The following is a 23,656-nucleotide window of genomic DNA, read 5'->3' on the forward strand; positions in this document are numbered from 1 at the left end:
GGGTGGCTCTGAGGGCTGCACCAGTTTGATTTTGCCTAAAGCTGCAAAGCCACCCCCATCCTAACCCTCCCCCGCCGGACGGTGGAAGGGACAAGTTGCCGTTGAAGCCACGAGTAGCGTGGGCTTTGCCCACGAAACTTGCTGTATGTTAATTCGAAAAATAGCTGTGTTTTTATTCATTCGTGGGCGAAGCCCACGCTACTTGAGTTATCCCAAGCTTGCGTTGATTGAATAAACGAGGTCGTCTGAAACCAAAATCCCATTTTCAGACGACCTCTCTTCATCCTTCCGCAAAATCTCTAACCCTCAAACGGTGCAATCCCAAACGGGCAGCTTATCGCAAGCCGTTTGTGTCCAGCCATTTCTCCAAGTCTTCGGCGCTGATTTTGCCGCCGTTTTCTTCCAAATCGAGCTTGTTGACTTGTTTGCCTTTGCTGTATTTCGCTAGGACGGGCGTGCCGCCGAGTTTGTATTGTTGGCGGAACGCGGTCCATGCTTCTTTGTCTTGGTGCAGGCGGTGGACGTTGACGAAGTAGATTTTGCCGTTCAGGTTGCGGCTGGCGATGTAGCGTTTGAACATGGGTTCGAAGGCGTTGCAGTCGCCGCAGCTCGGGCGGCCGATGTAGGCGTAAACGGTGTCTCCGTTGGCGACGCGTTTTTTGAAGCTCTCGACGGTCAGGCTGTCGAGGTGGAAGTAGATGTCGGAATAGGTGTCTTCCAGCCGTTTGGTGTTTTCGGCGGAAAGGCGCACGGCGGTTTGCGCTTCGGACAGGCTGTTTTTCAGGGCTTCGGTTTCGCGGTCGGCGGCGCAGGCACACAAGAGCAGCGCGGCGGTCAGGACGGGCAGGATTTTCATGATTCGGCTCCTTGGTTGCGATAGGGAAAGTATACGCTTTTCGCGGCGGCGGGGTCGTCTGAAATTCGGGAAACGGTTTTTTTCAGACGACCTTTTGATGTATGGCAATGGGCGGGCGAAGTAGCGTTGTGTAGCGTGGGCTTTGCACGCGGTGGTTGGGGGAGGGCGTCGGTTTGCTGCGGGTTGAAGCCATCCCCTGCAAAACGGTAGAATGGCGGCAGTTTGACAGACGGTTTGCGCCGATATTCGGGCGCGCCGTTTCTATACCGATATAAACCATCCAATCAAAGGAAACCTTCATGACGACATTCCCCATCGCGCGCGCGGGCGATAAGACACTTGAAATCCAAGGCAAAATGGCGAACCGCCACGGCTTGATCGCCGGTGCGACCGGTACGGGCAAAACCGTGACCCTGCGCCGTATGGCGGAAGCCTTCAGCAGCGAGGGCGTTCCCGTATTTTTGGTTGACGTCAAAGGCGATTTGTCGGGCATCGCGCAAGCGGGTGCCGCCAGCGGCAAAGTAGGCGAACGCATTGCCGAGTTTGGTTTGGGCGAGCAATGGCTGCAAAGCTTCCCCGTGCGCTTTTGGGATGTTTACGGCGAAACCGGCATTCCGGTGCGCGTGACTGTTTCGGAAATGGGCCCGCTGCTGCTGGCGCGTTTGATGAACCTGAACGACACGCAGGAAGGCCTGCTGAACCTCGTGTTTAAAGTTGCCGATGATAAAGGCTGGCACATTCTGGATTTGAAAGACCTGCGCAGTATGCTGAAACACGTTTCCGACCACGCTTCGGAATACCGCACGCAATACGGCAACGTCTCCGCCGCCAGTATCGGCGCGATTCAGCGGCAGCTTTTGACGCTGGAGAACGAAGGCGCGGAAAAATTCTTCGGCGAGCCGTCGCTCAACTTGCAAGATTGGATGCAGACCGACAACGGCAAAGGCGTCATCAATGTCCTCAATTCGGAAAAACTGATGCGCTCGCCGCGTATGTACAGCGCGTTTTTGCTGTGGATGTTGGCGGAGTTGTTTGAAACCCTGCCCGAAGTCGGCGATTTGGACAAACCGAAATTCGTGATGTTCTTCGACGAAGCGCATTTGATGTTCGACAACGCCGCCAATGCGTTGGTGGAGCAGGTCGAACAAGTTGTACGCCTGATCCGTTCCAAAGGCGTGGGCGTGTATTTCGTGACCCAAAACCCGCTCGACTTGCCCGACACCATCCTCGGACAGCTCGGCAACCGCGTGCAACACGCCCTGCGCGCCTTCACGCCGCGCGACCAGAAAGCGGTTAAGGCCGCTGCCGAAACGTTCCGCAGCAATCCGAATATCAAAGTTGCCGAAGCGATTGCCGAACTGGGCGTCGGCGAAGCGCTCGTTTCCTTCCTCGACGAAAAAGGTATGCCCGAACCGGTAGAGCGCGCGTTCGTCCTGCCGCCGCAATCTTCCTTGACCCCGCTTGCCGCCGAAGAGCGCAACCGCTTGTTCCAAAACGATGATTTGTATCCGACCTATAAAGATATGGTGGACAACTATTCCGCCTTTGAAGCCTTAGCCGAAGCCGACAGTCAGGCTGCGGCGGAGAAAGAGGCGGCAGCGGCGGCAAAAGAGCAGGAAAAAGCGCAGAAAGCCGCTGAAAAAGAAGCCGCCAATGCCGACCCCGGTATACTCGGCGGACTGCTCGGCGGCTTGAGCGGCGGTCGTAAAAAGTCAGGACAGGGCTTGGGCTACAACGTTGCCGACGCCATCGGCAGCCAAATCAACCGCCAAGTGACCAATGCCATCTCCCGCAGTGTGATGGGCATCATTAAAAATATGTTTAAGAAATAAGGCGTAAAAAGAAGGCAAAGGTCGTCTGAAAGCTTGAAAATCGGTTTTCAGACGACCTTTTATAGTGGATTAAATTTAAACCAGTACGGCGTTGCCTCGCCTTAGCTCAAAGAGAACGATTCTCTAAGGTGCTTAAAGCACCAAGTGAATCGGTTCCGTACTATCTGTACTATCTGCGGCTTCATCGCCTTGTCCTGATGTACTATCTGCGGCTTCGTCGCCTTGTCCTGATTTAAAGTTAATCCACTATAAGCTGGAGAAGACGGAAGGTTGATTGAAAATATGGGAATAAGAAACTGAGATGACTCTACAAAAAAGCGTCCGCATTTTGGGCATAGACCCCGGCAGTCGGGTAACCGGTTTCGGCGTGATCGACGTATGCGGCAGAGAACATTTTTATGTGGCGTCAGGCTGTATCAAAACGCCGCCGAATGCGCCGTTGGCAGAGCGTATCGCCGTGATTGCGCAGCATATCAGGGAGATTGTGCAGCAATACCGCCCGCATCAGGCGGCGGTGGAGCAGGTGTTTGTCAATGTGAATCCGGCGGCTACGCTGATGCTGGGGCAGGCGCGCGGGGCGGCGTTGGCGGTGTTGGTGATGGAAGATTTGCCTGTGTTTGAATATACGGCTTTGCAGGTCAAGCAGGCTGTGGTCGGGAAGGGCAAGGCGGCGAAAGAGCAAGTGCAGCATATGGTGGTGCAGATGCTGTCGCTGTCGGGTACGCCGCAATCGGACGCCGCCGACGGACTCGCCATCGCGCTGACACACGCTTTACGCAATCACGGCTTGGCGGCGCAGTTGGGCAAGGGGCAGATGCAGGTGAAGCGGGGGCGTTTCCAATAAGATACGACGCGGCATTGCTTCGGTATAGTGGATTAACTTTAAATCAGGACAAGGCGACGAAGCCACAGACAGTACAGATAGTACGGAACCATTCACTTGGGTGCTTCAGCACCTTAGAGAATCGTTCTCTTTGAGCTTAAGGCGAGGCAACGCCGTACTGGTTTAAAGTCAATCCACTATAAAAAAGGTCGTCTGAAAGCCCCTTAATCTTTCAGACGACCTTTGGTTTTCCCGATCTGTATTGTTTTTGCTCGGTGTTTATTGCAGGGTGAAGCCTGCTTTGAATTCCAGCTTCGGCACGCCGACGATAAAGCGTTCGCCGATGCTGTCTTCAAACTCGTATGCGCCTTCGATGCTGCCCCATGGGGTGCAGAGTTGGGAGCCGCTGTTGTATTCATACGCCTCGCCCGGATAGAGGACCGGCTGTTCTTCAATCAGACCGGAATGGCCTACCGGCTCGGTTGCTCCGTGTCCGTCGGTGATTTCCCAGAAACGCTGGCGCAGCGTGATGACATCGTTGCTGCGGTTGCAGATGGTAATCACATAGTTGAAGGCATAGCGGTCGCGATAAACATCGCTTTGACCCGCAACGTAGCGTGGTTGAACATTGATTTCGATTTCGTTCATTTTTGTTGTCCCGTAATAGTGTTTTTTGTTTGCACCGATTTTTTTCGATGCGTTTGAAGTCTTATGGCTTCGAATAAGTGTGTTGAAAAAATCAGATAATCCAGGCGGCAATGCCTAAAACTATCAAGGTCATGATGGCGGCGATGATGTCGTCCAGCATGATGCCGAATCCGCCGTGCACATGCCGGTCAAACCATTTGATCGGCCAAGGTTTGATGGAATCAAACAGGCGGAACAGAATAAATGCCGCCAGCCACCAATTCCATTTAAACGGTGCAAAAGCCAGAATCAGAAGCATCGCTACCATTTCGTCCCAAACGATACCGCCGTAGTCTTGAATGCCGAGCGCTTTTTCAGTGTGGTTGCAAATGCGGATGCCCCACATAAACAGGGCGACACACAAAAAAGCCAGAATCCAGCCGTCGATACCGATTAAAACCAAGAGAAATGCTATCGGCAGCGCCGCCATCGTTCCGAATGTGCCGGGTGCGACGGGCGCGAGACCGCTGCCGAATCCGAATGCCAACAGGCATAACGGGCGCTGCTTCAACCAGTCGAAAGTAGGTTTAAATTCAGCCAAAGTGATCAAATCCTAATGAAGTCAGTTTTAATTCGCCGCCATTGGAATCTATTATTTTCAGACGACCTGTATTATTTATTTTCCCGATGGGCGTTACTGCTACGCCGCATTGTCCGGCTATTGTCTGAATCTCGCTGCGCCGGCATTCGGGGGCGGTGAAAACCAATTCGTAATCATCGCCGCCTGCCAGTGCGCAGGAGAGCCAGCTTTCGTGCGGTAAGACGTTTTTCAATTCTTCTAAAACCGGCAGCGCATTTGCCGAAATTTCCGCTCCGACCGATGACGCGGTCAAAATGTGACCGAGGTCTTGTGCCAGCCCGTCCGAAATATCTTGAGCGGCATGGGCAATGGGCAAAAGCGCCTGTCCCAATCCCACTCTAGGCTCCGGACGGAGCAGCCTGTCATGGCAGCGGTCGAACAAATCGGGCGGTAGTGTGTGTGTGTTCAGGCGGCAGTTTAAAGCGGCTGCTGCTGATCCGATTTGTCCCGATACCCAAATATCGTCGCCGTCTTTCGCGGCATCGCGCCGTAGGGCTTGTCCTTGCGGAAGCTCGCCGATAATGGTGACGTTGAAGACCAAATCGCCTTTGGTCGTATCGCCGCCGATCAGGGTAATGCCGAAGCGCTGCGCCAAACTGAAAAAGCTGTCACAAAAACGTTTCAGCCAATTTTCGTCCAATTCGGGTAATCCGGCACTCAATAACACCCATTTCGGGGTTGCGCCCATCGCGGCCATATCGGATATATTGACAGCTAGCATTTTCCATGCCAAATCTTCTGGAGCGGTGTCAGAAAAAAAATGTCTGTCTTTTAACAGCATGTCCGCGCTAAAACATAAATCAAATCCGTGACTTGGGCGGATAATCGCAGCGTCGTCGCCAATGCCCAAAATCAAACCGCTGCTTTTCTGTTTTTGCAAATATTGTCTGATAAAGTCAAATTCCGTCATATATTGCATCTAAAGTGATAAAGAGTGTTATCAATCGAGTCGGAATTTTTAATAGACGAATAATGTATATTTATACAATATATGTGTTAGTTAATGTAATAAATTGCATTAAACGGTAATATAATCGAGTCGATTGCAAAAGTAAATAAGATTTTTAATCCAAATGATAACGGTCAAAAAAGCGCACTTCTATCAAAAATTATTTCCGAGAGGATAAAAAGTGCCTTAAAAAAGAGTATCAAGCCGCGCAAGAGGAACGGTAATATAGGAAAGTCTGCAAGTTGATATCAGGATATCGAGGTCGTCTGAAAAGCCGTTTTAGGTTTTTCAGACGACCTTTTTGTCAAAATAAGAACAAAATGGCTTAGGCAGGCGTATCTTTCAACTCCGCGCCCACATCTTTCAAACGCTGCAATACTTCGTCCCATGCTTTGTCCAAATCGCGGCACGCCCCGCCTTCCGCTTTGATGCCGAACTCGATATGCGGCTTGACCGCCGTTCCGTCCGCATTCTGCCAGCCGACGCTGGGCAGACTGTAAGAGCGCACGCCCGGGTAGGTGCGTTCGACGTATTCCATAATCGGCGCGACGCGCGATTCGGGTTGTCCGAACACATACACGCTGCGGCTGCCGCGTTCGGTTTGGTTAAAACGGTCGGCGTAATAAGTATCCAAAACCCATTCCGCCATCGGGTGCGCCATCACGGGGAAGCCGGGGAAGAAATAATGTTCGCGGATGGAAAATCCGGCGATGTTGTTGAACGGGTTGGGCACAAGCTCTGCGCCTGCGGGAAAATCCGCCATTTTCAGGCGTTGGGCGTGTTCGGGGGCGTCGAGCGGCTCGCCGCGTTTAAGGGTAACGGCTTCGATGAACTTGGCGGCTTCGGGATGGCGGACGACGGGCAAATCCAAAGCGGCGGCGGCCGCTTGACGGGTGTGGTCGTCGGGCGTGGAACCGATGCCGCCGGTAACGAAAGTCGGCAGGCCGTCTGAAAAGCTGCGGCGCAGTTGTTTGACCAGCAAATCAGGTTCGTCGGGCAGATATTGCACCTGATTGAGCTTCAGTCCGCGCGATTCCAGCAGGGATTTGAAAAAGGCGAAATGCTTGTCTTGGCGGCTGCCGTGCAGGATTTCGTCGCCGATGATGATGAGGTTGAACAAATGCTGTTGGTCTTTCATAATCTTTCTTCTCGGAGGTCGTCTGAAAATGTCCGGACGCGCCCAAAGGGTTAAACACAAGGAAAACCATGCACGAATATCGTTTGAAACAACCGAAAAACCGGCTTGACTGTTTGGAAAGTGTCTTCTTTTCCGTCTTCGGCTTGGGTTTGATACTGATGGAACGGCGCATTGCACTGGGCTTAACGCTCTTTGCCTTTGCCGCATGGTCGCTGTGGCGTGACTTTTATAAACGCAGCCGCGAAATCGTATTTTCAGAAGAAGGGATTTGCAAAATCAGCCGCGAAGGCACGCAAACACTGCCTTTAGAGGATTTTTGCGGCGTGGCGGTATTTACTGATACGAAACGAAGCAGAATCATTAATATCTACCGGATTGCGCTCGTCCCCAAGCAGCCGTACGGCACGCCGCTGACGGTATATACCGCAGTACAGTCGTTTACCCGTCTGCCGGCTTTACCCCCGGAGTCCGTCAATTACATCCGCCATCGGATTGCCGAATGCACGGGCTTGCAGGATTTCGGCGATATCGGCTCGGCGACCTTGTCGGAGTTGTATGCAAAATGCTGTTTTTTAAATCAAGATTGACATAGGTCGTCTGAAAACCGAAATCCGTTTTCAGACGACCTATTTGGTTTACTCGGCTGGATTGTCGGCAATATTTATTAGATAATAAACCTAATTTTACGAAAAGGGGCGGTTGCGCCCATTTATTTTTAGTCCAAAGGATTCCCTCATGAGCCAAAACAATACTATCCTGCAACACCTCCCCGTCGGTCAAAAAGTCGGCATCGCCTTCTCCGGCGGCCTTGATACCTCTGCCGCGCTGTTGTGGATGAAACTCAAAGGCGCGCTGCCTTATGCCTACACAGCCAACCTCGGCCAGCCCGACGAAGACGACTACAACGCCATTCCCAAAAAAGCGATGGAATACGGTGCGGAAAACGCCCGCCTGATCGACTGCCGCGCGCAGTTGGCACATGAAGGCATCGCCGCCATCCAATGCGGCGCGTTCCACGTTTCCACCGGCGGCATCGCCTATTTCAACACCACGCCTTTAGGACGCGCCGTTACCGGCACTATGCTCGTTTCCGCCATGAAGGAAGACGACGTCAACATCTGGGGCGACGGCAGTACCTACAAAGGCAACGACATCGAGCGTTTCTACCGCTACGGCCTCTTGACCAATCCTGCGCTGAAAATCTACAAACCTTGGCTCGACCAACAATTTATCGACGAGCTCGGCGGCCGTCACGAAATGAGCGAATTTCTGATTGCCAACGGCTTCAACTACAAAATGTCGGTGGAGAAAGCCTATTCCACCGATTCCAATATGCTCGGCGCAACGCATGAAGCCAAAGACTTGGAGTTCCTCAACAGCGGCATCAAAATCGTCAAACCCATCATGGGCGTTGCCTTCTGGGACGAAAACGTCGAAGTCAAACCCGAAGAAGTCAGCGTGCGCTTTGAAGAAGGCGTGCCGGTCGCACTGAACGGCAAAGAATACGCCGACCCCGTCGAACTCTTCCTCGAAGCCAACCGCATCGGCGGCCGCCACGGCTTGGGCATGAGCGACCAAATCGAAAACCGCATCATCGAAGCCAAATCGCGCGGTATCTACGAAGCCCCGGGCATGGCATTGTTCCACATCGCCTACGAACGCTTGGTGACCGGCATCCACAACGAAGACACCATCGAACAATACCGCATCAACGGCCTGCGCCTCGGCCGCCTGCTCTACCAAGGCCGCTGGTTCGACAGCCAAGCCCTCATGTTGCGCGAAACCGCCCAACGCTGGGTCGCCAAAGCCATTACCGGCGAAGTAACCCTTGAATTGCGCCGCGGCAACGACTACTCGATTCTGAATACCGAATCGCCCAACCTGACCTACCAGCCCGAACGCCTGAGCATGGAAAAAGTCGAAGACGCCGCGTTCACCCCGCTCGACCGCATCGGCCAGCTCACCATGCGCAACCTCGACATCACCGACACCCGCGCCAAACTCGGCATCTACTCGCAAAGCGGCTTGTTGTCGCTGGGCGAAGGTTCGGTATTGCCGCAGTTGGGAATAAGAAATAATTAATTTAATAATAACGGAAACCGCCTGAAAATATTTTTCAGGCGGTATTTTATGTTATGCAAAATTTTGTTCTATTCTAGAAATATACGCATAATCTTTTAATTCTCTAGGAATATCTTCAATTATTTTATTTTCTTTAATTCCAATTTTTATAAAGGCACCTAGTGAAGCAAGAAGCATGGAAAGAGGTGAGGGTATTCCAAGATGATTCATTCCTTCATAGATTCCATAACCTGCCGGAATTGCACCAATTAAATCTGAAAAGTCTGTTCTTAAGATAATTTTCTTGCTGGCTAAGAATTTATTCTTCATAACCTTATGTGAATCCATAGATTTATGTAAGTCATCAATTGCTTTTACTAGTTGCGATAGCTTTATACTTTTTGTATATATTTGATCAGGCGACCTAATTATTTCATCATACATAGCACTTAAGCATAAGCGTAATGTCATCAATTCATCATTATATTTTTCTTTGAAATTTAAAATTTCTTCAAGGGGGATAGATTTTTTCGGAATAGGAATAGCTTTGTAAAGTTCAAATTCAATCGTTCTCTGAAGAGTTGTCTTTATATTTTTAGAAGCTTGGAAAGATAAATCTTCGTGTAATTGTTGCAAACTCCAAAGACATTCAGCTCCATCATGGTTGTAACTATGAAAAATTTCTTCTTGAACGTTCAAGAACATATCTTTATTTGCTGAATAGAGTCCAGTTAACCAGACTTCTTCAATTTCTAGAATTTTTTCTTGTTGAAGCAAATTAATATCATCTACATTGGAGTAATTGATATGAAGTATATTATTGTTAGGTAAAATTATTTTGTCCCAAAAAAATAGAAGCATCCTAATTTGCTGTTTCAAGTCAATTTTTCCACTAATTATGCCACTATCAGTAACCTCAATAGGAGGAGCCATAATAATTCCACGTTTCTGCATTTTAAGTGTCTCCAGAAATTTAATTTATAGGGTGCCAAACGTATGGAACCAAAAATTAAGAGTTAATATAAATTAAAAAGATCCTCACTAGGATAAATAAAAGCCGCATCAGAAGCTGTAAAAAATTTGAAGGCTTCGTAGAAATTTATAACTAAAAACAGCGTATCTCAAGGATACGCTGTTTTCATCATTACTTTCCCATCATTGATGATGGATGCCCAATACTTTGGCGTTGTGGCTGATGATTTCTTCGGCAAGCTGCGGGTTGTCGTTGAGCTTGATGCCGAAGCCGGGAACAAGCTCTTTCAGACGACCTTCCCATGACGGGATACGGCTTGGGAAGCATTGGTGGATGAGCTTGATCATCAAGGGTACGGCGGTTGATGCGCCGGGGGATGCGCCCAAGAGTGCGGCGAGCGAGCCGTCGGCGTGGGCGACGATTTCAGTGCCGAATTGGAGGACGCCGCCTTTTTCAGGGTCTTTTTTGATGATTTGCACACGTTGCCCTGCGGTGATGAGTTCCCAGTCGTCAGGGTTTGCTTCAGGATAGTATTCGAGCAGGGAGGCGAAGCGTTCTTCTTTAGTTTTGCGCAATTCGCCCAGCAGGTATTTGGTCAGGGGCATATTCGCCCAACCGGCGCGCAGCATGGGGTAGAGGTTGTCCAAGTGGATGGACATGGGCAAATCCATGAGCGAGCCTTGTTTGAGGAAGTTGGAGCGGAAGCCTGCGTAAGGGCCGAACATGAGGTGGCGTTTGCCGTCGACGTTGCGGGTGTCGAGATGCGGGACGGACATGGGCGGCGCGCCGACGGAGGCTTGTCCGTACACTTTGGCGTTGTGTTGCGCGGCGGTTTCGGGGTTGCTGTTGCGGAAGAACAGGCCGGAAACGGGGAAGCCGCCGTAGCCTTTGCCTTCGGGGATGCCGGATTTTTGCAGCAGGGTCAGTGCGCCGCCGCCTGCACCGAGGAAGAGGAAGCGGGTGCGGAGGGTGAGCTGTCCGTCGGGGTTGCGGGTGTCGCTGGTTTTGAGTACCCATGCGCCGTCGGATTCGCGTTTAATGTCGTCGACGTGGCGGTTGAACTCGGTTTTGACGCCTTTTTCGCGCAGGTATTGCACCATTTGGCGGGTCAGGCTGCCGAAATCGACGTCCGTGCCTTCGGCGGAGTAGTTGGCGGCGACGGGTTGTCCTTCTTTACGGCCGTTGATGACCAGCGGCGCCCATTCGGCGATTTTGGCGCGGTCGGTGGAGAATTCCATCCGTTCGAAGAGTTTTTGGGATTTGAAGGCGTCGAAACGTTTTTGCAGGTAGTTGCAATGGTCGGTGTTTATGACCAGCGACATATGCGGGACGGTATGGATGAAGGAGTTGTCGGTGATTTTGCCTTCTTCGACAAGCGATGACCAGAACTGGCGGCTGATGTGGAATTGTTCGGCAATATTGAGGGCGCGGGTCGGGTCGATGGTACCGTCTGCGCCGAGCGGGGCGTAATTGAGTTCGCATAACGCGGAATGCCCTGTGCCGGCGTTGTTCCAAGCGTTTGACGATTCCAACGCTACGTCTTCCAAGCGTTCGATAAGGGTGATTTCCCAAGACGGTTCGAGTTCTTTGAGCAAAACGCCCAAAGTCGCGCTCATAATGCCTCCACCCACCAAGACAACATCTGTTGCTTCAGCCATGGTTGTACTCCTAGAAACAGGCATATCCTGCCTTTATGATTATCCGTTGTATTACGAACGCCTGTTTCGGCGGTAAAACCTGCTGGCGCGGTGTTTTTGGCGTGGAAGATTGCGCGCGGGTTTTACATTTTGAACCGATGTTAAACCGTTCATAATATGTTATTGAGAATTTAGTGGATTTTTCTGAGAATTGCAAAGATTTTCTGTTTGGATTTACATAAACGCGGTTTGAAAAGGTCGTCTGAAACATTCAGACGACCTTTATTTATCAGGTATTTGGCGGGGTTGTGCCTGATTTCATTCACTTCTTAAAGACTTCAGATTGTCAGCAAGATGGACGTGTTTTGATGAAAAAATGAAGAAGAAAACGTTTTTTCAGGATGCGTCATAAGCTGCCGCTTTTTCGAGCAGTTTTGCCCTTGCCTGCGGCCATTCCTCGCGCAGCAGGCTGTATTCCACCGTATCGCGCACGCTGCCGTCTTTCCGCAATTTGTGGCAGCGCAAGATGCCGTCTTGGTGTGCGCCCAAGCGTTCGATGGCCCGCTGGGAGGCGGTGTTGAGGTTGTCGGTCTGCCAGCAGACGCAGCGGCAGTTTAAAGTGTCGAAAACGTAGTCGAGCAACATGATTTTGCAGGCGGTATTGATGCGCGTGCGCCGTGCCGACAGGGCGTACCATGTGAAACCGATGTAGAGGCGTGGGATGGCGGGGTCGATGTGGTAAAGCGAAGTCGAACCGACAATTTTGCCTGTGTCTTCGTCGATGACTGCGAAGGCGAGGCGGGTTTGCGTGGCGGTACGGATGTAGTCCGCTACTTGGAGGGGTTCGGGCGCAGTGGTTACGTTCAGTTTCCAGACTTCGCCGTCGCAAACTGCTTCGCGCAAACCGGCTTCGTGTGCTGTTGTTAAAGGCTCAAGACGGACGCGGTCGAAGGACAAAACTGGAGCGGATGAGAAATCAGCCATGAAGTTTCCTTTTTGTTTGATGATTTGAGTTTTCAGACGACCTTTTATAGTGTCTTAACAGACGGCATTTTTAGAGGTCGTCTGAAAGCTATTGATTAATGATGTTTGAACACCAGCACGCCCGACTCCGATACAAACCCGTCCAGCGGCAGGTCGTGCGGTTCGCGCGGCAGCGTGTCAACCAGTTGGCAATCGAAGCCTACGCCTATGGTTTTTGCCTGTAAACGGTATTTCATTGCTGAGAGTGTCGCGTCGTAATAGCCGCCTGCCTGCCCCAAGCGGTAGCCATTGCGGTCCATACCGACAATCGGGACGAACAATATCGATAAACCGTGTACGCGGATTTTGCGCCCCGCAAACTGCGGTACGTTCAATTTTGCCTTACCGCGCTTGCGTTCTTGTTTTACTCCGTCGGCAGGATAGGGCGTGAACCACATCCGGCGCAAACGCGGTTCGATATAAGGCAGATAAAGTTTGGCGCCGCGTTTTTGCGCCGCTCGGACAAAGCCGTCCAGCCGCAGCTCGCTGCCCATCGGCCAATACACGCCGATCTTCCGCCCCTTCTTGATATAACGTTTGAGCAGGCGGTTAACCGTTTGCCCAGCCGCCAACCGCCCTTGATGCCCCATCTGCGCGCGGGCGCGGCGCAATTCGCGGCGCAGGGCGTGTTTTTCCTCATTCCTCATTTCAGACGACCTTTTGAGTGTTGTTGTAGAATACGGCGATTATAAACGCTCCGTTAACATCAAAACAGGATTCCGCCATGTGGCATATCGTCCTTATCGGCTACCTCTTCGTCGCCGTCATGTATTCCGCCGCACAACCGAGCATTGCGCGTGCGCTGATTTATTTGGTTTTTTGGGCGGTTCTGCCCGTTGCGTTTACCGTTTTCGTCGTCACTATCCGCCGCCGCAACCGCCTGATGAAGCAGCAGGAAAAGGAAGCATTCGAACAAAGCCGCCGCGCAGTCGGACAAGAAGGCGGCAAACACGACGGCAGTGCATAAAATCCCTTTTCAGACGACCCCTTATCCGCTATAATCCGTCAGTTTTCCATTTCGGAAACACACTATTTTTTAAAACTTATGCCCACTTTCGCCGAAGGGTGCTTGACAATAGGCGCAGCCTATCAAGTTCTATGCGATTGAATGTGTGCTCTTAACCCTTTCAAGGAAATAAAATGTCTCAAATTACTATGCGTCAGATGATTGAAGCCGGCGTTCACTTCGGCCACCAAACCCGTTTCTGGAACCCGAAAATGGCACAATACATTTTCGGTGCGCGCAACAAAATCCACATCGTCAACCTGGAAAAAACCCTGCCGATGTTCCAAGAAGCGCAAGAAGCCGTACGCCGTCTGGTTGCCAACAAAGGCACCGTGCTGTTTGTCGGCACCAAGCGTCAAGCGCGTGAAATCATCCGCGAAGAAGCTACCCGCGCCGGTATGCCTTTCGTCGATTACCGTTGGTTGGGCGGCATGCTGACCAACTACAAAACCGTTAAGCAATCCATCAAACGCCTGGAAGAAAAAACCGCTGCTTTGGAAAACGCTGCCGAAGGCGGTTTCAACAAAAAAGAAATTCTGGAAATGCAACGTGATGTTGAAAAACTGGAACGTTCTTTAGGCGGTATCAAAAACATGAAAGGCTTGCCTGACGCGATTTTCGTTATCGACACCGGCTACCAAAAAGGTACTCTGGTCGAGGCTGAAAAACTGGGCATCCCCGTTATCGCCGTAGTCGATACCAACAACAGCCCTGACGGCGTGAAATATGTTATCCCCGGTAACGATGACTCCGCCAAAGCCATTCGCCTCTACTGCCGCGGCATCGCCGACGCAGTTTTGGAAGGCAAAAACCAAGCGCTGCAAGAAACCGTAGCCGCTGCCCAAGAAGCTGCCGCCGAGTAATCCGGCAAACCGAAGAGGGGCGTTATGCCCCTTTTCTCAAATCCCGTTCTGAAACCTTTTCAGACGACCCCATTCCCAAACACGGATACCCCGTGTTTCCCCAAAATCTAGGAGATTCAAAATGGCAGAAATTACTGCAAAAATGGTTGCCGATCTGCGCGCCGCTACCGGCCTGGGCATGATGGAATGCAAAAAAGCCTTGGTTGAAGCCGAAGGCAACTTCGAAAAAGCCGAAGAAATCCTGCGCATCAAATCCGGCGCGAAAGCCGGCAAACTGGCTGGTCGTACCGCTGCCGAAGGCGTATTGGCTTACGCCATCAACGGCAATGTCGGCGCATTGGTTGAAGTAAACTGCGAAACCGACTTCGTTGCCAAAGACGCAGGTTTCGTAGAATTCGCCAACTTCGTTGCGAAAACCGCTGCCGAGAAAAAACCGGCTACCGTTGAAGAACTGAGCGAACTGGTTGAAGCAGAACGTAAAGCCATCATCGCCAAATTGGGCGAGAACATGTCTGTCCGCCGCTTCCAAGTGATCGACACTGCCAACCAACTGGTTGCCTACATCCACGGTGCATTGGCTACCGAAGGTGTATTGGTTGAGTTCAAAGGCTCTGAAGACGTAGCGCGTAAAATCGGTATGCACATCGTTGCCGCCAAACCGCAATGCGTAACTGAAGCCGAAGTAGATGCCGAAACCATCGAAAAAGAACGCCACATCTACACCGAGCAAGCCATCGCTTCCGGCAAACCTGCCGACATCGCCGCTAAAATGGTTGAAGGCCGTATCCGCAAATTCTTGGCTGAAATCACTCTGAACGGTCAAGCATTCGTGATGAACCCTGACCAAACCGTTGCCCAATTCGCTAAAGAAAACGGCACTGAAGTTGTCAGCTTCGTACGCTACAAAGTAGGCGACGGTATCGAAAAAGCCGTTGTCGACTACGCAGCCGAAGTTGCCGCTGCTGCTAAAGTGTAAGGTTGAGATGAAAAAGAAAGCACCTAGATTCCAAACGAATCAGGGTGCTTTTTTTTGAGAGCTACACTGTTTAAAATACTGTCGAAAAGAAAATATTTCATCATAATCAACACATAATAATTTATCCAAACCCATACACCCACGGAAAACGCGTTACCCTGTCAGCCAAACATCCGAAAAGGTCGTCTGAAAAATCAAACGCCCTTTCCCCGCATTGAAGCAGCGCTCTAAACACTCGCGCTATCCACCTAAAGAAAGCAAGGTATCCCATGACACAGCAAATCAAATACAAACGCGTATTACTGAAACTCTCCGGCGAATCCCTGATGGGTTCCGATCCTTTCGGCATCAACCACGACACCATCGTCCAAACCGTCGGTGAAATCGCCGAAGTCGTCAAAATGGGCGTACAAGTCGGCATCGTCGTCGGCGGCGGCAACATCTTCCGCGGCGTATCCGCCCAAGCAGGCAGCATGGACCGCGCCACCGCCGACTACATGGGCATGATGGCGACCGTCATGAACGCACTCGCCCTCAAAGATGCCTTCGAAACCCTCGGCATCAAAGCGCGCGTACAATCCGCGCTTTCCATGCAGCAAATCGCCGAAACCTACGCCCGCCCCAAAGCCATCCAATACCTTGAAGAAGGCAAAGTCGTCATCTTTGCCGCCGGTACGGGCAACCCGTTCTTCACCACCGACACCGCCGCTGCCCTGCGCGGAGCCGAAATGAACTGCGACGTCATGCTCAAAGCCACCAATGTGGATGGCGTTTATACCGCAGACCCGAAAAAAGACCCGTCCGCCACACGCTACGAAACCATCACCTTTGACGAAGCCTTGAACAAAAACCTCAAAGTCATGGACGCGACCGCCTTCGCCCTCTGCCGCGAACGCAAACTCAACATCGTCGTCTTCGGCATCGCCAAACAAGGCTCGCTCAAACGCGTCATTACCGGCGAAGACGAAGGCACGCTGGTTCACTGCTGATTCACATCGGGCAATATATTGAAGTGATTTGATCAAGCAAAAGGTCGTCTGAAAAACCTGAAACTAGGTTTTCAGACGACCTTTTAGATGGTTGGGCAACATAAGAATCAGGCAGCGAAGCAAAGTTTGTGCATCTGCTCTACATTTGCCCGTTTGGAGACTGATTTGCCTAGATTTGCATATTCTGTCGTACAATACGCGTTTTTAAGACGACGTCTGGACTTTTGAAGGAATAAAACGGATGAACTTGTTAGGGGCTTTGGCTAAAGTCGGTAGTTTGACGATGCTGTCGCGCATACTTGGCTTTTTGCGTGATGCGGTAATTGCCCGTACGTTTGGTGCGAGCATGGCGACCGACGCTTTTTTTGTGGCATTCAAACTGCCTAACCTGCTGCGCCGTATCTTTGCGGAAGGGGCGTTTGCCCAGGCTTTTGTGCCGATTTTGGCGGAATATAAGGAAACGCGTTCGAAAGAAGCGACGGAGGCGTTTATTCGCCATGTGGCAGGGATGTTGTCATTTGTCTTGGTCATCGTTACCGCGCTGGGCATTCTAGCCGCGCCTTGGGTGATTCAGGCTTCCGCGCCCGGCTTTAAAGAGCCGAAAAAGATTTTGCTTTCCATCGATTTGCTGAAGATAACGTTCCCGTATATCTTGTTTATTTCTCTGTCTTCCTTTGTCGGCTCAATCCTTAATTCCTATCATAAGTTCAGCATTCCTGCGTTTACGCCGACGTTTTTAAACATCTCTTTTATCGTATTCGCACTGTTTTTCGTGCCGTATTTTGATCCGCCTGTGACCGCGTTGGCGTGGGCGGTCTTTGTCGGCGGTATTTTGCAGCTTGGCTTTCAGCTCCCTTGGTTGGCGAAATTGGGCTTTTTGAAGTTACCTAAGCTGAGTTTCAAAGATGCCGTGGTCAACCGCGTGATGAAACAGATGGCACCTGCAATTTTGAGTGTGAGCGTGGCGCAGATTTCTTTGGTGATCAACACGATTTTCGCATCCTATCTGCAATCGGGCAGCATCACGTGGATCTATTTCGCCGACCGCCTGATGGAGCTGCCCAGCGGTGTTTTGGGCGCTGCGCTTGGTACGATTTTGCTGCCGACTTTGTCTAAACACGCCACTAATCAGGATTCGGAGCAGTTTTCCGGCTTGCTCGACTGGGGTTTGCGTCTGTGTATGTTGCTGGCGCTGCCGGCGACAGTCGGGTTGGCGGTATTGTCGTTCCCGTTGTTGGCGACGCTGTTTATGTCCAGTAAGTTTTCACTGTTTGACGCGCAGATGACGCAGCAAGCGCTGATTGCCAATTCTGTCGGTATACTCGGATTTATCATGGTCAAAGTGTTGGCACCCGGTTTCTATGCACGGCAAAACATCAAAACGCCGGTCAAAATCGCTATCTTTACGCTCATCTGCACGCAGTTGATGAACCTTGCCTTTATCGGTCCTTTGAAGCACGCCGGGCTTTCGCTCGCCGTCAGTTTGGGCGCGTGTATGAATGCGGGACTGTTGTATTACCTGTTGCGCAAACACGGCATTTACCAACCTAGCAAAGGATGGGGAATTTTCCTGATTAAAATAGTGCTGTCGCTTGTTGTAATGGGCGGGGGATTATGGGCTGCACATACTTACCTGCCTTTTGATTGGGTACACGTTGGTGCTTTGCGTAAAGCAGGGCAGTTGTGCATCCTGATTGCGATAGGCGGCGGTTTGTATTTCGTTTCGCTGGCTACTCTGGGTTTCCGACCGAGGGATTTCAAACGGGTGGAAACTCGCTAGAGGCTGTTAAGACGTAAAAGAGGTCGTCTGAAAACCCATATTTCAGGTTTTCAGACGACCTTTTTTCATGATGGCAAACTTACGCAACCGCAGGGGCAACAGCTTTCACATAATTCAAAGCGATAAACTGCTTTTCAGGATCAAGCTCGGTGATTTTGAGCAGGACTTGCGTTTTGGGCAGCGCGTCAAATGGGATGCCGGTGGCGCGGGTTACCAGCGGCAGGCCTTCGATGCGGACGAGATCTTCTTTGAGGATGGTCGCGGTCAGCTCGCTTGTGCCTTGCTGTTGTAGGTAAATGAGGCTCCAGTAGGCTTCCATCTGCCGTTGGAAATCGGCATAGGCGGCGTAGGCGGTGTCGAAATCGCGCAGGGCGGCGAAGAGTTCGGCATCGCTTTGCCGGAAGAGCGGTTCGGCGGTGTCGTCTATCAGGCTGAGGAGTTGTTTTTGGTTGATGTAGTCGGCGGCACGGCGCAGCGGCGAGGTGAACCAGCCGTAATGCTGTACGCCCATGCCGATGTGCGGCTCGGATTTGGTGCTCATGCGCACTTTTCCGGCGGGTTGGACGCGGAATAGGCCGGGCAGGTCGTTATCATGGAGCATCTGCGCCCAAGTGCTGTTAGCCAAAATCATCATTTCGCTGACCAACATATCGATGGGCGAACCGCGTTCGCGGCGGACGACGGAGACTTTACCTGCCTCATCCAATTCAATGCTGTAATCGTATTGCGGCGCGCGGTTGGGTTCGTATTTGCCGCGTGCTTTTTGCAGCGCGACGGCGAATTGGTAGAACCAAATCAGGTCTTGATGATGGGCGAACATCATTTCGCCGGCTTCGTCCAAGCCTGTTTCGGCGTTGAAATGCGGCTCGATGGTTTGAATGCGCAGGTTTTCGGCGATGTTGACGGCTTCGATTTTGCAGGTCGGCTCGCCGACGTTGAACTCGCTGTCCACATCGAAATAAATGCTGACGGCAGGGCGGTATGCACCCGCATCAAGGCTGAACGCGGCAATCCAGTTTTCAGGCAGCATGGTGATTTTGCCGCTGGGAAAATAGACCGTACTCAAGCGTTCCATGATGTTTTTTTCCATTTTGTCGCCTGGTTTAATGGCAAGCGACGGCGCGGCGATGTGGATGCCGACGCGCTTCTTGCCGTTGCCCAAGTCGGTCAGGCTTAAAGCGTCGTCCACTTCGGTGGTCGATTCGTCGTCAATGGAAAAGGCGGTAACGTCGGCTTTGGGCAGGTCGGGCATTTCAGGCAGGGGAAGGTCGGGGAAACCTGTTCCTTTGGGGAAGTATTTGATTTCAAAACCGTCTTGCAGATATTGGGGAATGGATGTAATGCCGCCGGTTTTTTTCGCCAATTCGTAGGCGGAGGTCTTCAGCGCGTCGGCGGCTTTGGTAAAGGCTTTGTAGGTCAGCGACTGCTTGTCGGGCGCGTGCAGGATGGTTTTCAAATCCGCCGCGATTTCAGACGGCATCTCGCTGCGTTTCAAGGCTTCCGCCCAAGCGTCGATTTGCGCGTCTTGTTGTTTTTTGCGTTCGATGGCGGCAAGCGCTTGTTTCAAAGTTTCTTCGGGCGCGGCTTTGAACACGCCTTTGGCTTTTTTGTAGAAATACATCGGCGCGGCGTACAGCGCAATCAAGGTCGCCGCCAGCTCGGTTTTGGTCGGTGCATGGCCGTAATATTCTTCGGCAATGGCTTCGGCGGAAAATTCTTCTTCGCCGCATACTTCCCACAATAAATCGGTGTCGATGTCTGCCGCTTGCGCCTGCGCGTTCTCCAAAAATGCCGCCATATCGCCGTCAAACTCGGCAAAGACGTTGTTCGCCTTTACTTTGGTGCGTTTGCCGTGTTGGGTATCGACTTGGTAGGTGGCGTCGTTTTTTTGGACGATGGCGGCGACTTTGAACTGGCCGGACTCTTCGTAAAAGATATTCATGTATTGCTGCTGTCAAGTTGAAGTGGGAAACGGGCGATTTTAGCAGATTCTTATTGATAAAGACGGACAAAAGGTCGTCTGAAAAGCGAATCTGGTCTATTTGAAGGTATTGTTGTATTGAGGAAGGCGATGACCAATACGTTTTGTGTCAGGTTTTTTATGATGTATTGCGCGAGTAGAGGAAATGAGGTTGGTATATTATAAAACACAAATAAGAATCGTTATCATAAACTTATTGAATTTATTGGGATTTTTTTGAGAGTTAGCTGACATTTACCTTTTAATGGATTTTGAAATTCGATAAAATAGCAGGATATTAAGATTTGTCTGTCAACCAGTTAGGCATAAAACCATGTTGGCCAGTTACTTTCCCGTCCTTGTATTCATCCTCGTCGGCCTTGCTGCCGGCGTGCTGTTTATCCTGCTCGGCACGATTTTAGGTCCGAAACACCACTACGCCGAAAAAGACGCGGCTTACGAATGTGGCTTCGAAGCCTTTGAAAACGCCAGGATGAAGTTTGACGTGCGTTATTATCTCGTCGCCATCCTGTTCATCCTCTTCGATTTGGAGGTCGCGTTTATGCTGCCGTGGGCGGTGGTGTTCAAAGAATTGGGCGCATACGGCTTCTGGTCTATGCTGGTGTTTATCGTCGTTCTGACGGTAGGCTTTGTTTACGAATGGAAAAAAGGTGCGCTGGAATGGGAATAGAAGGCGTTTTGAAAAAAGGTTTCATCACCACCAGCGCGGATACGGTGCTGAACTATATGCGTACCGGTTCGCTGTGGCCGGTTACTTTCGGTTTGGCCTGCTGCGCCGTGGAAATGATGCACGCGGGTATGGCGCGTTACGACCTTGACCGTTTCGGCATTATTTTCCGTCCGTCGCCCCGTCAGGCCGACCTGATGATTGTGGCGGGTACGCTCACCAATAAAATGGCGCCCGCCTTGCGCCGCGTGTACGACCAACTTGCCGAGCCGCGTTGGGTCTTGTCTATGGGTTCGTGTGCCAACGGCGGCGGCTACTATCATTATTCTTATTCCGTCGTGCGCGGTGCCGACCGTGTCGTACCGGTGGACGTTTATGTGCCGGGTTGTCCGCCGACTGCGGAAGCCCTGATTTACGGCCTGATGCAGCTCCAACAAAAAATCAAGCGCACTTCCACCATCGCGCGGGACGAGTAGGGGAGGGAACGATATGGCAAGCATTCAAAACTTATACGAAACCGTCAGTCGCGTTCTCGGCAATCAGGCAAGCGAAGTCATTTCCGCTTTGGGCGAGATTACCGTCGAGTGTCTGCCCGAACATTATGTTTCAGTGATGACCACGTTGCGCGACCATGAAGAACTGCATTTCGAGCTTTTGGTCGATTTGTGCGGAGTCGATTACAGCACTTACAAAAACGAAGCATGGCAGGGCAAACGCTTTGCCGTTGTCAGCCAGCTTCTTTCTGTTAAAAACAATCAGCGCATCCGCGTGCGCGTCTGGGTTTCAGACGACGATTTCCCCGTGGTCGAATCCGTGGTTCCCGTTTACAACAGCGCGGATTGGTACGAGCGCGAAGCCTTTGATTTGTACGGCATTATGTTCAACAACCATCCCGATCTGCGCCGCATCCTGACCGATTACGGCTTCGTCGGACATCCGTTCCGCAAAGACTTCCCGATTTCCGGCTATGTGGAAATGCGTTACGACGAAGAACAAAAACGCGTGATTTACCAACCCGTTACCATCGAGCCGCGCGAAATCACGCCGCGTATCGTCCGTGAGGAGAACTACGGTGGCCAATAAATTAAGAAACTACACCATCAACTTCGGCCCGCAACACCCTGCGGCGCACGGCGTATTGCGTATGATTTTGGAGTTGGAGGGCGAAACCATCGTCCGTGCCGACCCGCATATCGGCCTCTTGCACCGAGGTACAGAGAAACTGGCGGAAACCAAAACCTATCTGCAAGCCCTGCCTTATATGGACAGGCTGGATTACGTTTCCATGATGGTCAACGAGCAGGCGTATTGCTTGGCAGTAGAAAAACTTGCTGGAATTGATGTGCCTATCCGCGCCCAATACATCCGCGTCATGTTCGCCGAAGTAACGCGCATCCTCAATCACCTGATGGGCATCGGTTCGCACGCCTTCGACATCGGCGCGATGACCGCCATTCTCTACGCTTTCCGCGATCGCGAAGAGCTGATGGACTTGTACGAAGCCGTTTCCGGCGCGCGTATGCACGCAGCCTACTTCCGTCCCGGCGGCGTTTACCGCGACCTGCCCGACTTCATGCCCAAATACGAGAGCAGCAAATTCCGCAACGCCAAAGTATTGAAGCAACTCAACGAATCCCGCGAAGGCACCATGCTCGACTTCATCGACGCCTTCTGCGAACGTTTCCCCAAAAACATCGACACACTCGAAACTCTCCTGACAGACAACCGCATCTGGAAACAACGTACCGTCGGCATCGGCGTCGTCTCCCCTGAACGCGCCATGCAAAAAGGCTTTACCGGCGTGATGTTGCGCGGTTCGGGCGTGGAATGGGACGTGCGTAAGAAACAACCGTATGAAGTGTACGACCAAATGGATTTCGACATCCCTGTCGGCGTCAACGGCGACTGCTACGACCGTTACCTCTGCCGCATGGAAGAAATGCGTCAATCCGTACGCATCATCAAACAATGCGTTGACTGGCTGCGCGTGAATCCCGGCCCGGTCATCACCACAAACCACAAATTCGCCCCGCCCAAACGTACCGAAATGAAAACAGGTATGGAAGACCTGATTCACCATTTCAAACTCTTCACCGAGGGTATGCACGTTCCCGAGGGCGAGACCTACACCGCTGTCGAACACCCGAAAGGCGAGTTCGGCGTTTACATCATTTCAGACGGAGCAAACAAACCCTACCGCCTGAAAATCCGCGCACCCGGCTTCGCCCACCTGCAAGGCATGGACGAAATGGCAAAAGGCCACATGCTCGCCGACGTCGTTGCCATTATCGGTACGCAGGACATCGTATTCGGGGAGGTTGACCGATAATGTTATCCGCAGAATCCTTAAAACAAATCGACATCGAGTTGGCGAAATATCCTGCCGACCAACGCCGTTCCGCCATCATGGGTGCGTTGCGCATTGCCCAAACCGAAAAAGGCTGGCTCGCCCCCGAAACAATCGCCTTTGTTGCCGACTATATCGGCATCACGCCGGCGCAGGCATACGAAGTCGCCACTTTCTACAATATGTACGACCTCGAGCCTGTCGGCAAATACAAACTGACTGTCTGCACCAACCTTCCCTGCGCCCTGCGCGGCGGCATGGATACCGGCGAATACCTGAAGAAAAAACTCGGTATCGGCTACGGCGAAACCACGCCCGACGGCAAATTCACCCTTGTTGAAGGCGAATGTATGGGCGCATGCGGCGACGCCCCTGTTATGCTGGTCAACAACCACAGCATGTGCAGCTTTATGACCGAAGAAGCGATTGAGAAGAAACTGGCGGAGTTGGAATAGGTCGTCTGAAACGACGATTTAAACGTAGGTCGG

The 23,656-nt window shown here is 51.7% G+C and carries 25 protein-coding genes and 1 pseudogene; 15 read left to right on the forward strand and 11 right to left on the reverse strand.

Going from position 1 to position 23,656, the window contains the following annotated elements:
* Positions 1-334: 334 nt before the first annotated feature.
* Together HMPREF2572_RS06995 and HMPREF2572_RS14200 are read right to left on the reverse strand one after the other, a co-directional pair.
* Positions 335-856: a thioredoxin family protein gene (locus HMPREF2572_RS06995; RefSeq protein WP_070497223.1), complete on the reverse strand. Its 522-nt coding sequence runs from the start codon at positions 854-856 to the stop codon at positions 335-337.
* Positions 853-1,140: a hypothetical protein gene (locus HMPREF2572_RS14200; RefSeq protein ID WP_148132302.1), complete on the reverse strand. Its 288-nt coding sequence runs from the start codon at positions 1,138-1,140 to the stop codon at positions 853-855. The genes HMPREF2572_RS06995 and HMPREF2572_RS14200 overlap by 4 nt, the downstream gene beginning before the upstream one ends.
* Positions 1,141-1,155: 15 nt before the next feature.
* On the opposite strand from HMPREF2572_RS14200, the gene HMPREF2572_RS07000 reads away from it, so the two are divergent.
* The 3 genes and pseudogenes from HMPREF2572_RS07000 to HMPREF2572_RS15065 all read left to right on the forward strand — a co-directional run.
* A complete protein-coding gene (locus tag HMPREF2572_RS07000) occupies positions 1,156-2,688 on the forward strand; it encodes a helicase HerA-like domain-containing protein (RefSeq protein WP_070497226.1) in 1,533 nt (510 codons plus the stop codon).
* A 301-nt stretch (positions 2,689-2,989) separates the two neighbouring features.
* Positions 2,990-3,532: a crossover junction endodeoxyribonuclease RuvC gene (gene ruvC / locus HMPREF2572_RS07005; RefSeq protein WP_070497228.1), complete on the forward strand. Its 543-nt coding sequence runs from the start codon at positions 2,990-2,992 to the stop codon at positions 3,530-3,532.
* A gap of 20 nt (positions 3,533-3,552) precedes the next feature.
* Positions 3,553-3,618: pseudogene (locus HMPREF2572_RS15065) on the forward strand (transposase); the annotation flags it as partial.
* A 172-nt stretch (positions 3,619-3,790) separates the two neighbouring features.
* Here HMPREF2572_RS15065 and apaG read toward each other — a convergent pair.
* From apaG to HMPREF2572_RS07025, 4 genes are all read right to left on the reverse strand, one after another.
* The gene (apaG, locus tag HMPREF2572_RS07010; protein ID WP_003759386.1) at positions 3,791-4,159 is read right to left on the reverse strand and encodes a Co2+/Mg2+ efflux protein ApaG; all 369 of its coding nucleotides are present in this window, start codon (positions 4,157-4,159) and stop codon (positions 3,791-3,793) included.
* 91 nt (positions 4,160-4,250) lie between these two features.
* The gene (locus tag HMPREF2572_RS07015) at positions 4,251-4,739 is read right to left on the reverse strand and encodes a phosphatidylglycerophosphatase A family protein (protein WP_003759387.1); all 489 of its coding nucleotides are present in this window, start codon (positions 4,737-4,739) and stop codon (positions 4,251-4,253) included.
* Complete coding sequence (gene thiL, locus HMPREF2572_RS07020; RefSeq protein ID WP_036491892.1) at positions 4,732-5,688, reverse strand: thiamine-phosphate kinase; 957 nt, start codon at positions 5,686-5,688, stop codon at positions 4,732-4,734. The genes HMPREF2572_RS07015 and thiL overlap by 8 nt, the downstream gene beginning before the upstream one ends.
* A gap of 364 nt (positions 5,689-6,052) precedes the next feature.
* Positions 6,053-6,865 carry a competence/damage-inducible protein A gene (locus HMPREF2572_RS07025; RefSeq protein WP_070497229.1) on the reverse strand — a complete coding sequence of 271 codons (813 nt, stop codon included), beginning with the start codon at positions 6,863-6,865 and terminating at the stop codon, positions 6,053-6,055.
* A gap of 68 nt (positions 6,866-6,933) precedes the next feature.
* On the opposite strand from HMPREF2572_RS07025, the gene HMPREF2572_RS07030 reads away from it, so the two are divergent.
* Together HMPREF2572_RS07030 and argG are read left to right on the forward strand one after the other, a co-directional pair.
* Positions 6,934-7,452: a hypothetical protein gene (locus HMPREF2572_RS07030; RefSeq protein ID WP_070497232.1), complete on the forward strand. Its 519-nt coding sequence runs from the start codon at positions 6,934-6,936 to the stop codon at positions 7,450-7,452.
* Positions 7,453-7,600: 148 nt separating this feature from the next.
* Positions 7,601-8,947 (forward strand): argininosuccinate synthase, encoded by a 1,347-nt coding sequence (gene argG, locus HMPREF2572_RS07035; RefSeq protein ID WP_070497234.1) that lies wholly within the window; start codon positions 7,601-7,603, stop codon positions 8,945-8,947.
* Positions 8,948-8,998: 51 nt separating this feature from the next.
* Here the strand turns inward: argG and HMPREF2572_RS07040 are convergent, their stop codons facing one another.
* The 4 genes from HMPREF2572_RS07040 to HMPREF2572_RS07055 all read right to left on the reverse strand — a co-directional run bounded on the left by HMPREF2572_RS07040 (position 8,999) and on the right by HMPREF2572_RS07055 (position 13,206).
* Entirely contained in the window at positions 8,999-9,859 is an 861-nt protein-coding gene (locus HMPREF2572_RS07040) for a DUF6236 family protein (protein WP_070497236.1), read from the reverse strand.
* 222 nt (positions 9,860-10,081) lie between these two features.
* Positions 10,082-11,557 carry a malate:quinone oxidoreductase gene (locus HMPREF2572_RS07045; RefSeq protein ID WP_070497238.1) on the reverse strand — a complete coding sequence of 492 codons (1,476 nt, stop codon included), beginning with the start codon at positions 11,555-11,557 and terminating at the stop codon, positions 10,082-10,084.
* 375 nt (positions 11,558-11,932) lie between these two features.
* A complete protein-coding gene (locus HMPREF2572_RS07050; protein WP_070497240.1) occupies positions 11,933-12,520 on the reverse strand; it encodes a GNAT family N-acetyltransferase in 588 nt (195 codons plus the stop codon).
* A gap of 95 nt (positions 12,521-12,615) precedes the next feature.
* Positions 12,616-13,206: a 5-formyltetrahydrofolate cyclo-ligase gene (locus HMPREF2572_RS07055; protein ID WP_070497242.1), complete on the reverse strand. Its 591-nt coding sequence runs from the start codon at positions 13,204-13,206 to the stop codon at positions 12,616-12,618.
* A gap of 77 nt (positions 13,207-13,283) precedes the next feature.
* Here HMPREF2572_RS07055 and HMPREF2572_RS07060 point away from each other — a divergent pair, with 77 nt between their 5' ends.
* The 5 genes from HMPREF2572_RS07060 (at position 13,284) to murJ (ending at position 18,173) form a co-directional block, all read left to right on the forward strand.
* Complete coding sequence (locus HMPREF2572_RS07060) at positions 13,284-13,526, forward strand: hypothetical protein (RefSeq protein ID WP_070497244.1); 243 nt, start codon at positions 13,284-13,286, stop codon at positions 13,524-13,526.
* A 173-nt stretch (positions 13,527-13,699) separates the two neighbouring features.
* On the forward strand, positions 13,700-14,428 hold the full coding sequence (gene rpsB / locus HMPREF2572_RS07065) for a 30S ribosomal protein S2 (RefSeq protein WP_002243114.1): 729 nt from the start codon (positions 13,700-13,702) through the stop codon (positions 14,426-14,428).
* 121 nt (positions 14,429-14,549) lie between these two features.
* Positions 14,550-15,404 carry a translation elongation factor Ts gene (gene tsf, locus HMPREF2572_RS07070; protein ID WP_009175015.1) on the forward strand — a complete coding sequence of 285 codons (855 nt, stop codon included), beginning with the start codon at positions 14,550-14,552 and terminating at the stop codon, positions 15,402-15,404.
* A gap of 269 nt (positions 15,405-15,673) precedes the next feature.
* The gene (gene pyrH, locus HMPREF2572_RS07075; RefSeq protein WP_003712995.1) at positions 15,674-16,393 is read left to right on the forward strand and encodes a UMP kinase; all 720 of its coding nucleotides are present in this window, start codon (positions 15,674-15,676) and stop codon (positions 16,391-16,393) included.
* Between the two features lie 241 nt (positions 16,394-16,634).
* A complete protein-coding gene (murJ, locus tag HMPREF2572_RS07080) occupies positions 16,635-18,173 on the forward strand; it encodes a murein biosynthesis integral membrane protein MurJ (RefSeq protein ID WP_070497246.1) in 1,539 nt (512 codons plus the stop codon).
* A gap of 79 nt (positions 18,174-18,252) precedes the next feature.
* Here the strand turns inward: murJ and HMPREF2572_RS07085 are convergent, their stop codons facing one another.
* Positions 18,253-20,115 (reverse strand): ribonuclease catalytic domain-containing protein, encoded by a 1,863-nt coding sequence (locus HMPREF2572_RS07085; protein WP_070497248.1) that lies wholly within the window; start codon positions 20,113-20,115, stop codon positions 18,253-18,255.
* Positions 20,116-20,467: 352 nt separating this feature from the next.
* Here HMPREF2572_RS07085 and HMPREF2572_RS07090 point away from each other — a divergent pair, with 352 nt between their 5' ends.
* The 5 genes from HMPREF2572_RS07090 to nuoE are packed head-to-tail and all read left to right on the forward strand — an operon-like array spanning position 20,468 to position 23,623.
* A complete protein-coding gene (locus HMPREF2572_RS07090) occupies positions 20,468-20,824 on the forward strand; it encodes an NADH-quinone oxidoreductase subunit A (RefSeq protein ID WP_003765068.1) in 357 nt (118 codons plus the stop codon).
* Positions 20,815-21,297 (forward strand): NuoB/complex I 20 kDa subunit family protein, encoded by a 483-nt coding sequence (locus tag HMPREF2572_RS07095; RefSeq protein ID WP_003677002.1) that lies wholly within the window; start codon positions 20,815-20,817, stop codon positions 21,295-21,297. Before HMPREF2572_RS07090 ends, HMPREF2572_RS07095 begins: the two co-directional genes overlap by 10 nt.
* 13 nt (positions 21,298-21,310) lie before the next feature.
* Complete coding sequence (locus tag HMPREF2572_RS07100) at positions 21,311-21,904, forward strand: NADH-quinone oxidoreductase subunit C (protein ID WP_070497250.1); 594 nt, start codon at positions 21,311-21,313, stop codon at positions 21,902-21,904.
* A complete protein-coding gene (nuoD, locus tag HMPREF2572_RS07105; protein WP_070497252.1) occupies positions 21,894-23,150 on the forward strand; it encodes an NADH dehydrogenase (quinone) subunit D in 1,257 nt (418 codons plus the stop codon). The genes HMPREF2572_RS07100 and nuoD overlap by 11 nt, the downstream gene beginning before the upstream one ends.
* Entirely contained in the window at positions 23,150-23,623 is a 474-nt protein-coding gene (gene nuoE / locus HMPREF2572_RS07110; protein WP_003741945.1) for an NADH-quinone oxidoreductase subunit NuoE, read from the forward strand. The genes nuoD and nuoE overlap by 1 nt, the downstream gene beginning before the upstream one ends.
* Positions 23,624-23,656 lie beyond the last annotated feature (33 nt).

It is taken from the genome of Neisseria sp. HMSC064E01, from assembly GCF_001808875.1.
GTDB lineage: Bacteria > Pseudomonadota > Gammaproteobacteria > Burkholderiales > Neisseriaceae > Neisseria > Neisseria sicca_A.

Excerpts from the sequence above, each read along its gene's own strand:
- HMPREF2572_RS07045 (WP_070497238.1), bottom strand. The coding sequence starts at position 11,557 with ATGGCTGAAGCAACAGATGTTGTCTTGGTGGGTGGAGGCATTATGAGC.
- HMPREF2572_RS07095 (WP_003677002.1), top strand. The coding sequence starts at position 20,815 with ATGGGAATAGAAGGCGTTTTGAAAAAAGGTTTCATCACCACCAGCGCG.
- apaG (WP_003759386.1), bottom strand. The coding sequence starts at position 4,159 with ATGAACGAAATCGAAATCAATGTTCAACCACGCTACGTTGCGGGTCAA.
- HMPREF2572_RS07100 (WP_070497250.1), top strand. The coding sequence starts at position 21,311 with ATGGCAAGCATTCAAAACTTATACGAAACCGTCAGTCGCGTTCTCGGC.
- thiL (WP_036491892.1), bottom strand. The coding sequence starts at position 5,688 with ATGACGGAATTTGACTTTATCAGACAATATTTGCAAAAACAGAAAAGC.
- tsf (WP_009175015.1), top strand. The coding sequence starts at position 14,550 with ATGGCAGAAATTACTGCAAAAATGGTTGCCGATCTGCGCGCCGCTACC.
- HMPREF2572_RS07085 (WP_070497248.1), bottom strand. The coding sequence starts at position 20,115 with ATGAATATCTTTTACGAAGAGTCCGGCCAGTTCAAAGTCGCCGCCATC.
- pyrH (WP_003712995.1), top strand. The coding sequence starts at position 15,674 with ATGACACAGCAAATCAAATACAAACGCGTATTACTGAAACTCTCCGGC.
- argG (WP_070497234.1), top strand. The coding sequence starts at position 7,601 with ATGAGCCAAAACAATACTATCCTGCAACACCTCCCCGTCGGTCAAAAA.
- HMPREF2572_RS07000 (WP_070497226.1), top strand. The coding sequence starts at position 1,156 with ATGACGACATTCCCCATCGCGCGCGCGGGCGATAAGACACTTGAAATC.
- HMPREF2572_RS07060 (WP_070497244.1), top strand. The coding sequence starts at position 13,284 with ATGTGGCATATCGTCCTTATCGGCTACCTCTTCGTCGCCGTCATGTAT.
- HMPREF2572_RS07040 (WP_070497236.1), bottom strand. The coding sequence starts at position 9,859 with ATGGCTCCTCCTATTGAGGTTACTGATAGTGGCATAATTAGTGGAAAA.
- HMPREF2572_RS07050 (WP_070497240.1), bottom strand. The coding sequence starts at position 12,520 with ATGGCTGATTTCTCATCCGCTCCAGTTTTGTCCTTCGACCGCGTCCGT.
- HMPREF2572_RS07025 (WP_070497229.1), bottom strand. The coding sequence starts at position 6,865 with ATGAAAGACCAACAGCATTTGTTCAACCTCATCATCATCGGCGACGAA.
- rpsB (WP_002243114.1), top strand. The coding sequence starts at position 13,700 with ATGTCTCAAATTACTATGCGTCAGATGATTGAAGCCGGCGTTCACTTC.
- nuoE (WP_003741945.1), top strand. The coding sequence starts at position 23,150 with ATGTTATCCGCAGAATCCTTAAAACAAATCGACATCGAGTTGGCGAAA.
- HMPREF2572_RS06995 (WP_070497223.1), bottom strand. The coding sequence starts at position 856 with ATGAAAATCCTGCCCGTCCTGACCGCCGCGCTGCTCTTGTGTGCCTGC.
- HMPREF2572_RS07055 (WP_070497242.1), bottom strand. The coding sequence starts at position 13,206 with ATGAGGAATGAGGAAAAACACGCCCTGCGCCGCGAATTGCGCCGCGCC.
- HMPREF2572_RS07090 (WP_003765068.1), top strand. The coding sequence starts at position 20,468 with ATGTTGGCCAGTTACTTTCCCGTCCTTGTATTCATCCTCGTCGGCCTT.
- ruvC (WP_070497228.1), top strand. The coding sequence starts at position 2,990 with ATGACTCTACAAAAAAGCGTCCGCATTTTGGGCATAGACCCCGGCAGT.
- HMPREF2572_RS07030 (WP_070497232.1), top strand. The coding sequence starts at position 6,934 with ATGCACGAATATCGTTTGAAACAACCGAAAAACCGGCTTGACTGTTTG.
- murJ (WP_070497246.1), top strand. The coding sequence starts at position 16,635 with ATGAACTTGTTAGGGGCTTTGGCTAAAGTCGGTAGTTTGACGATGCTG.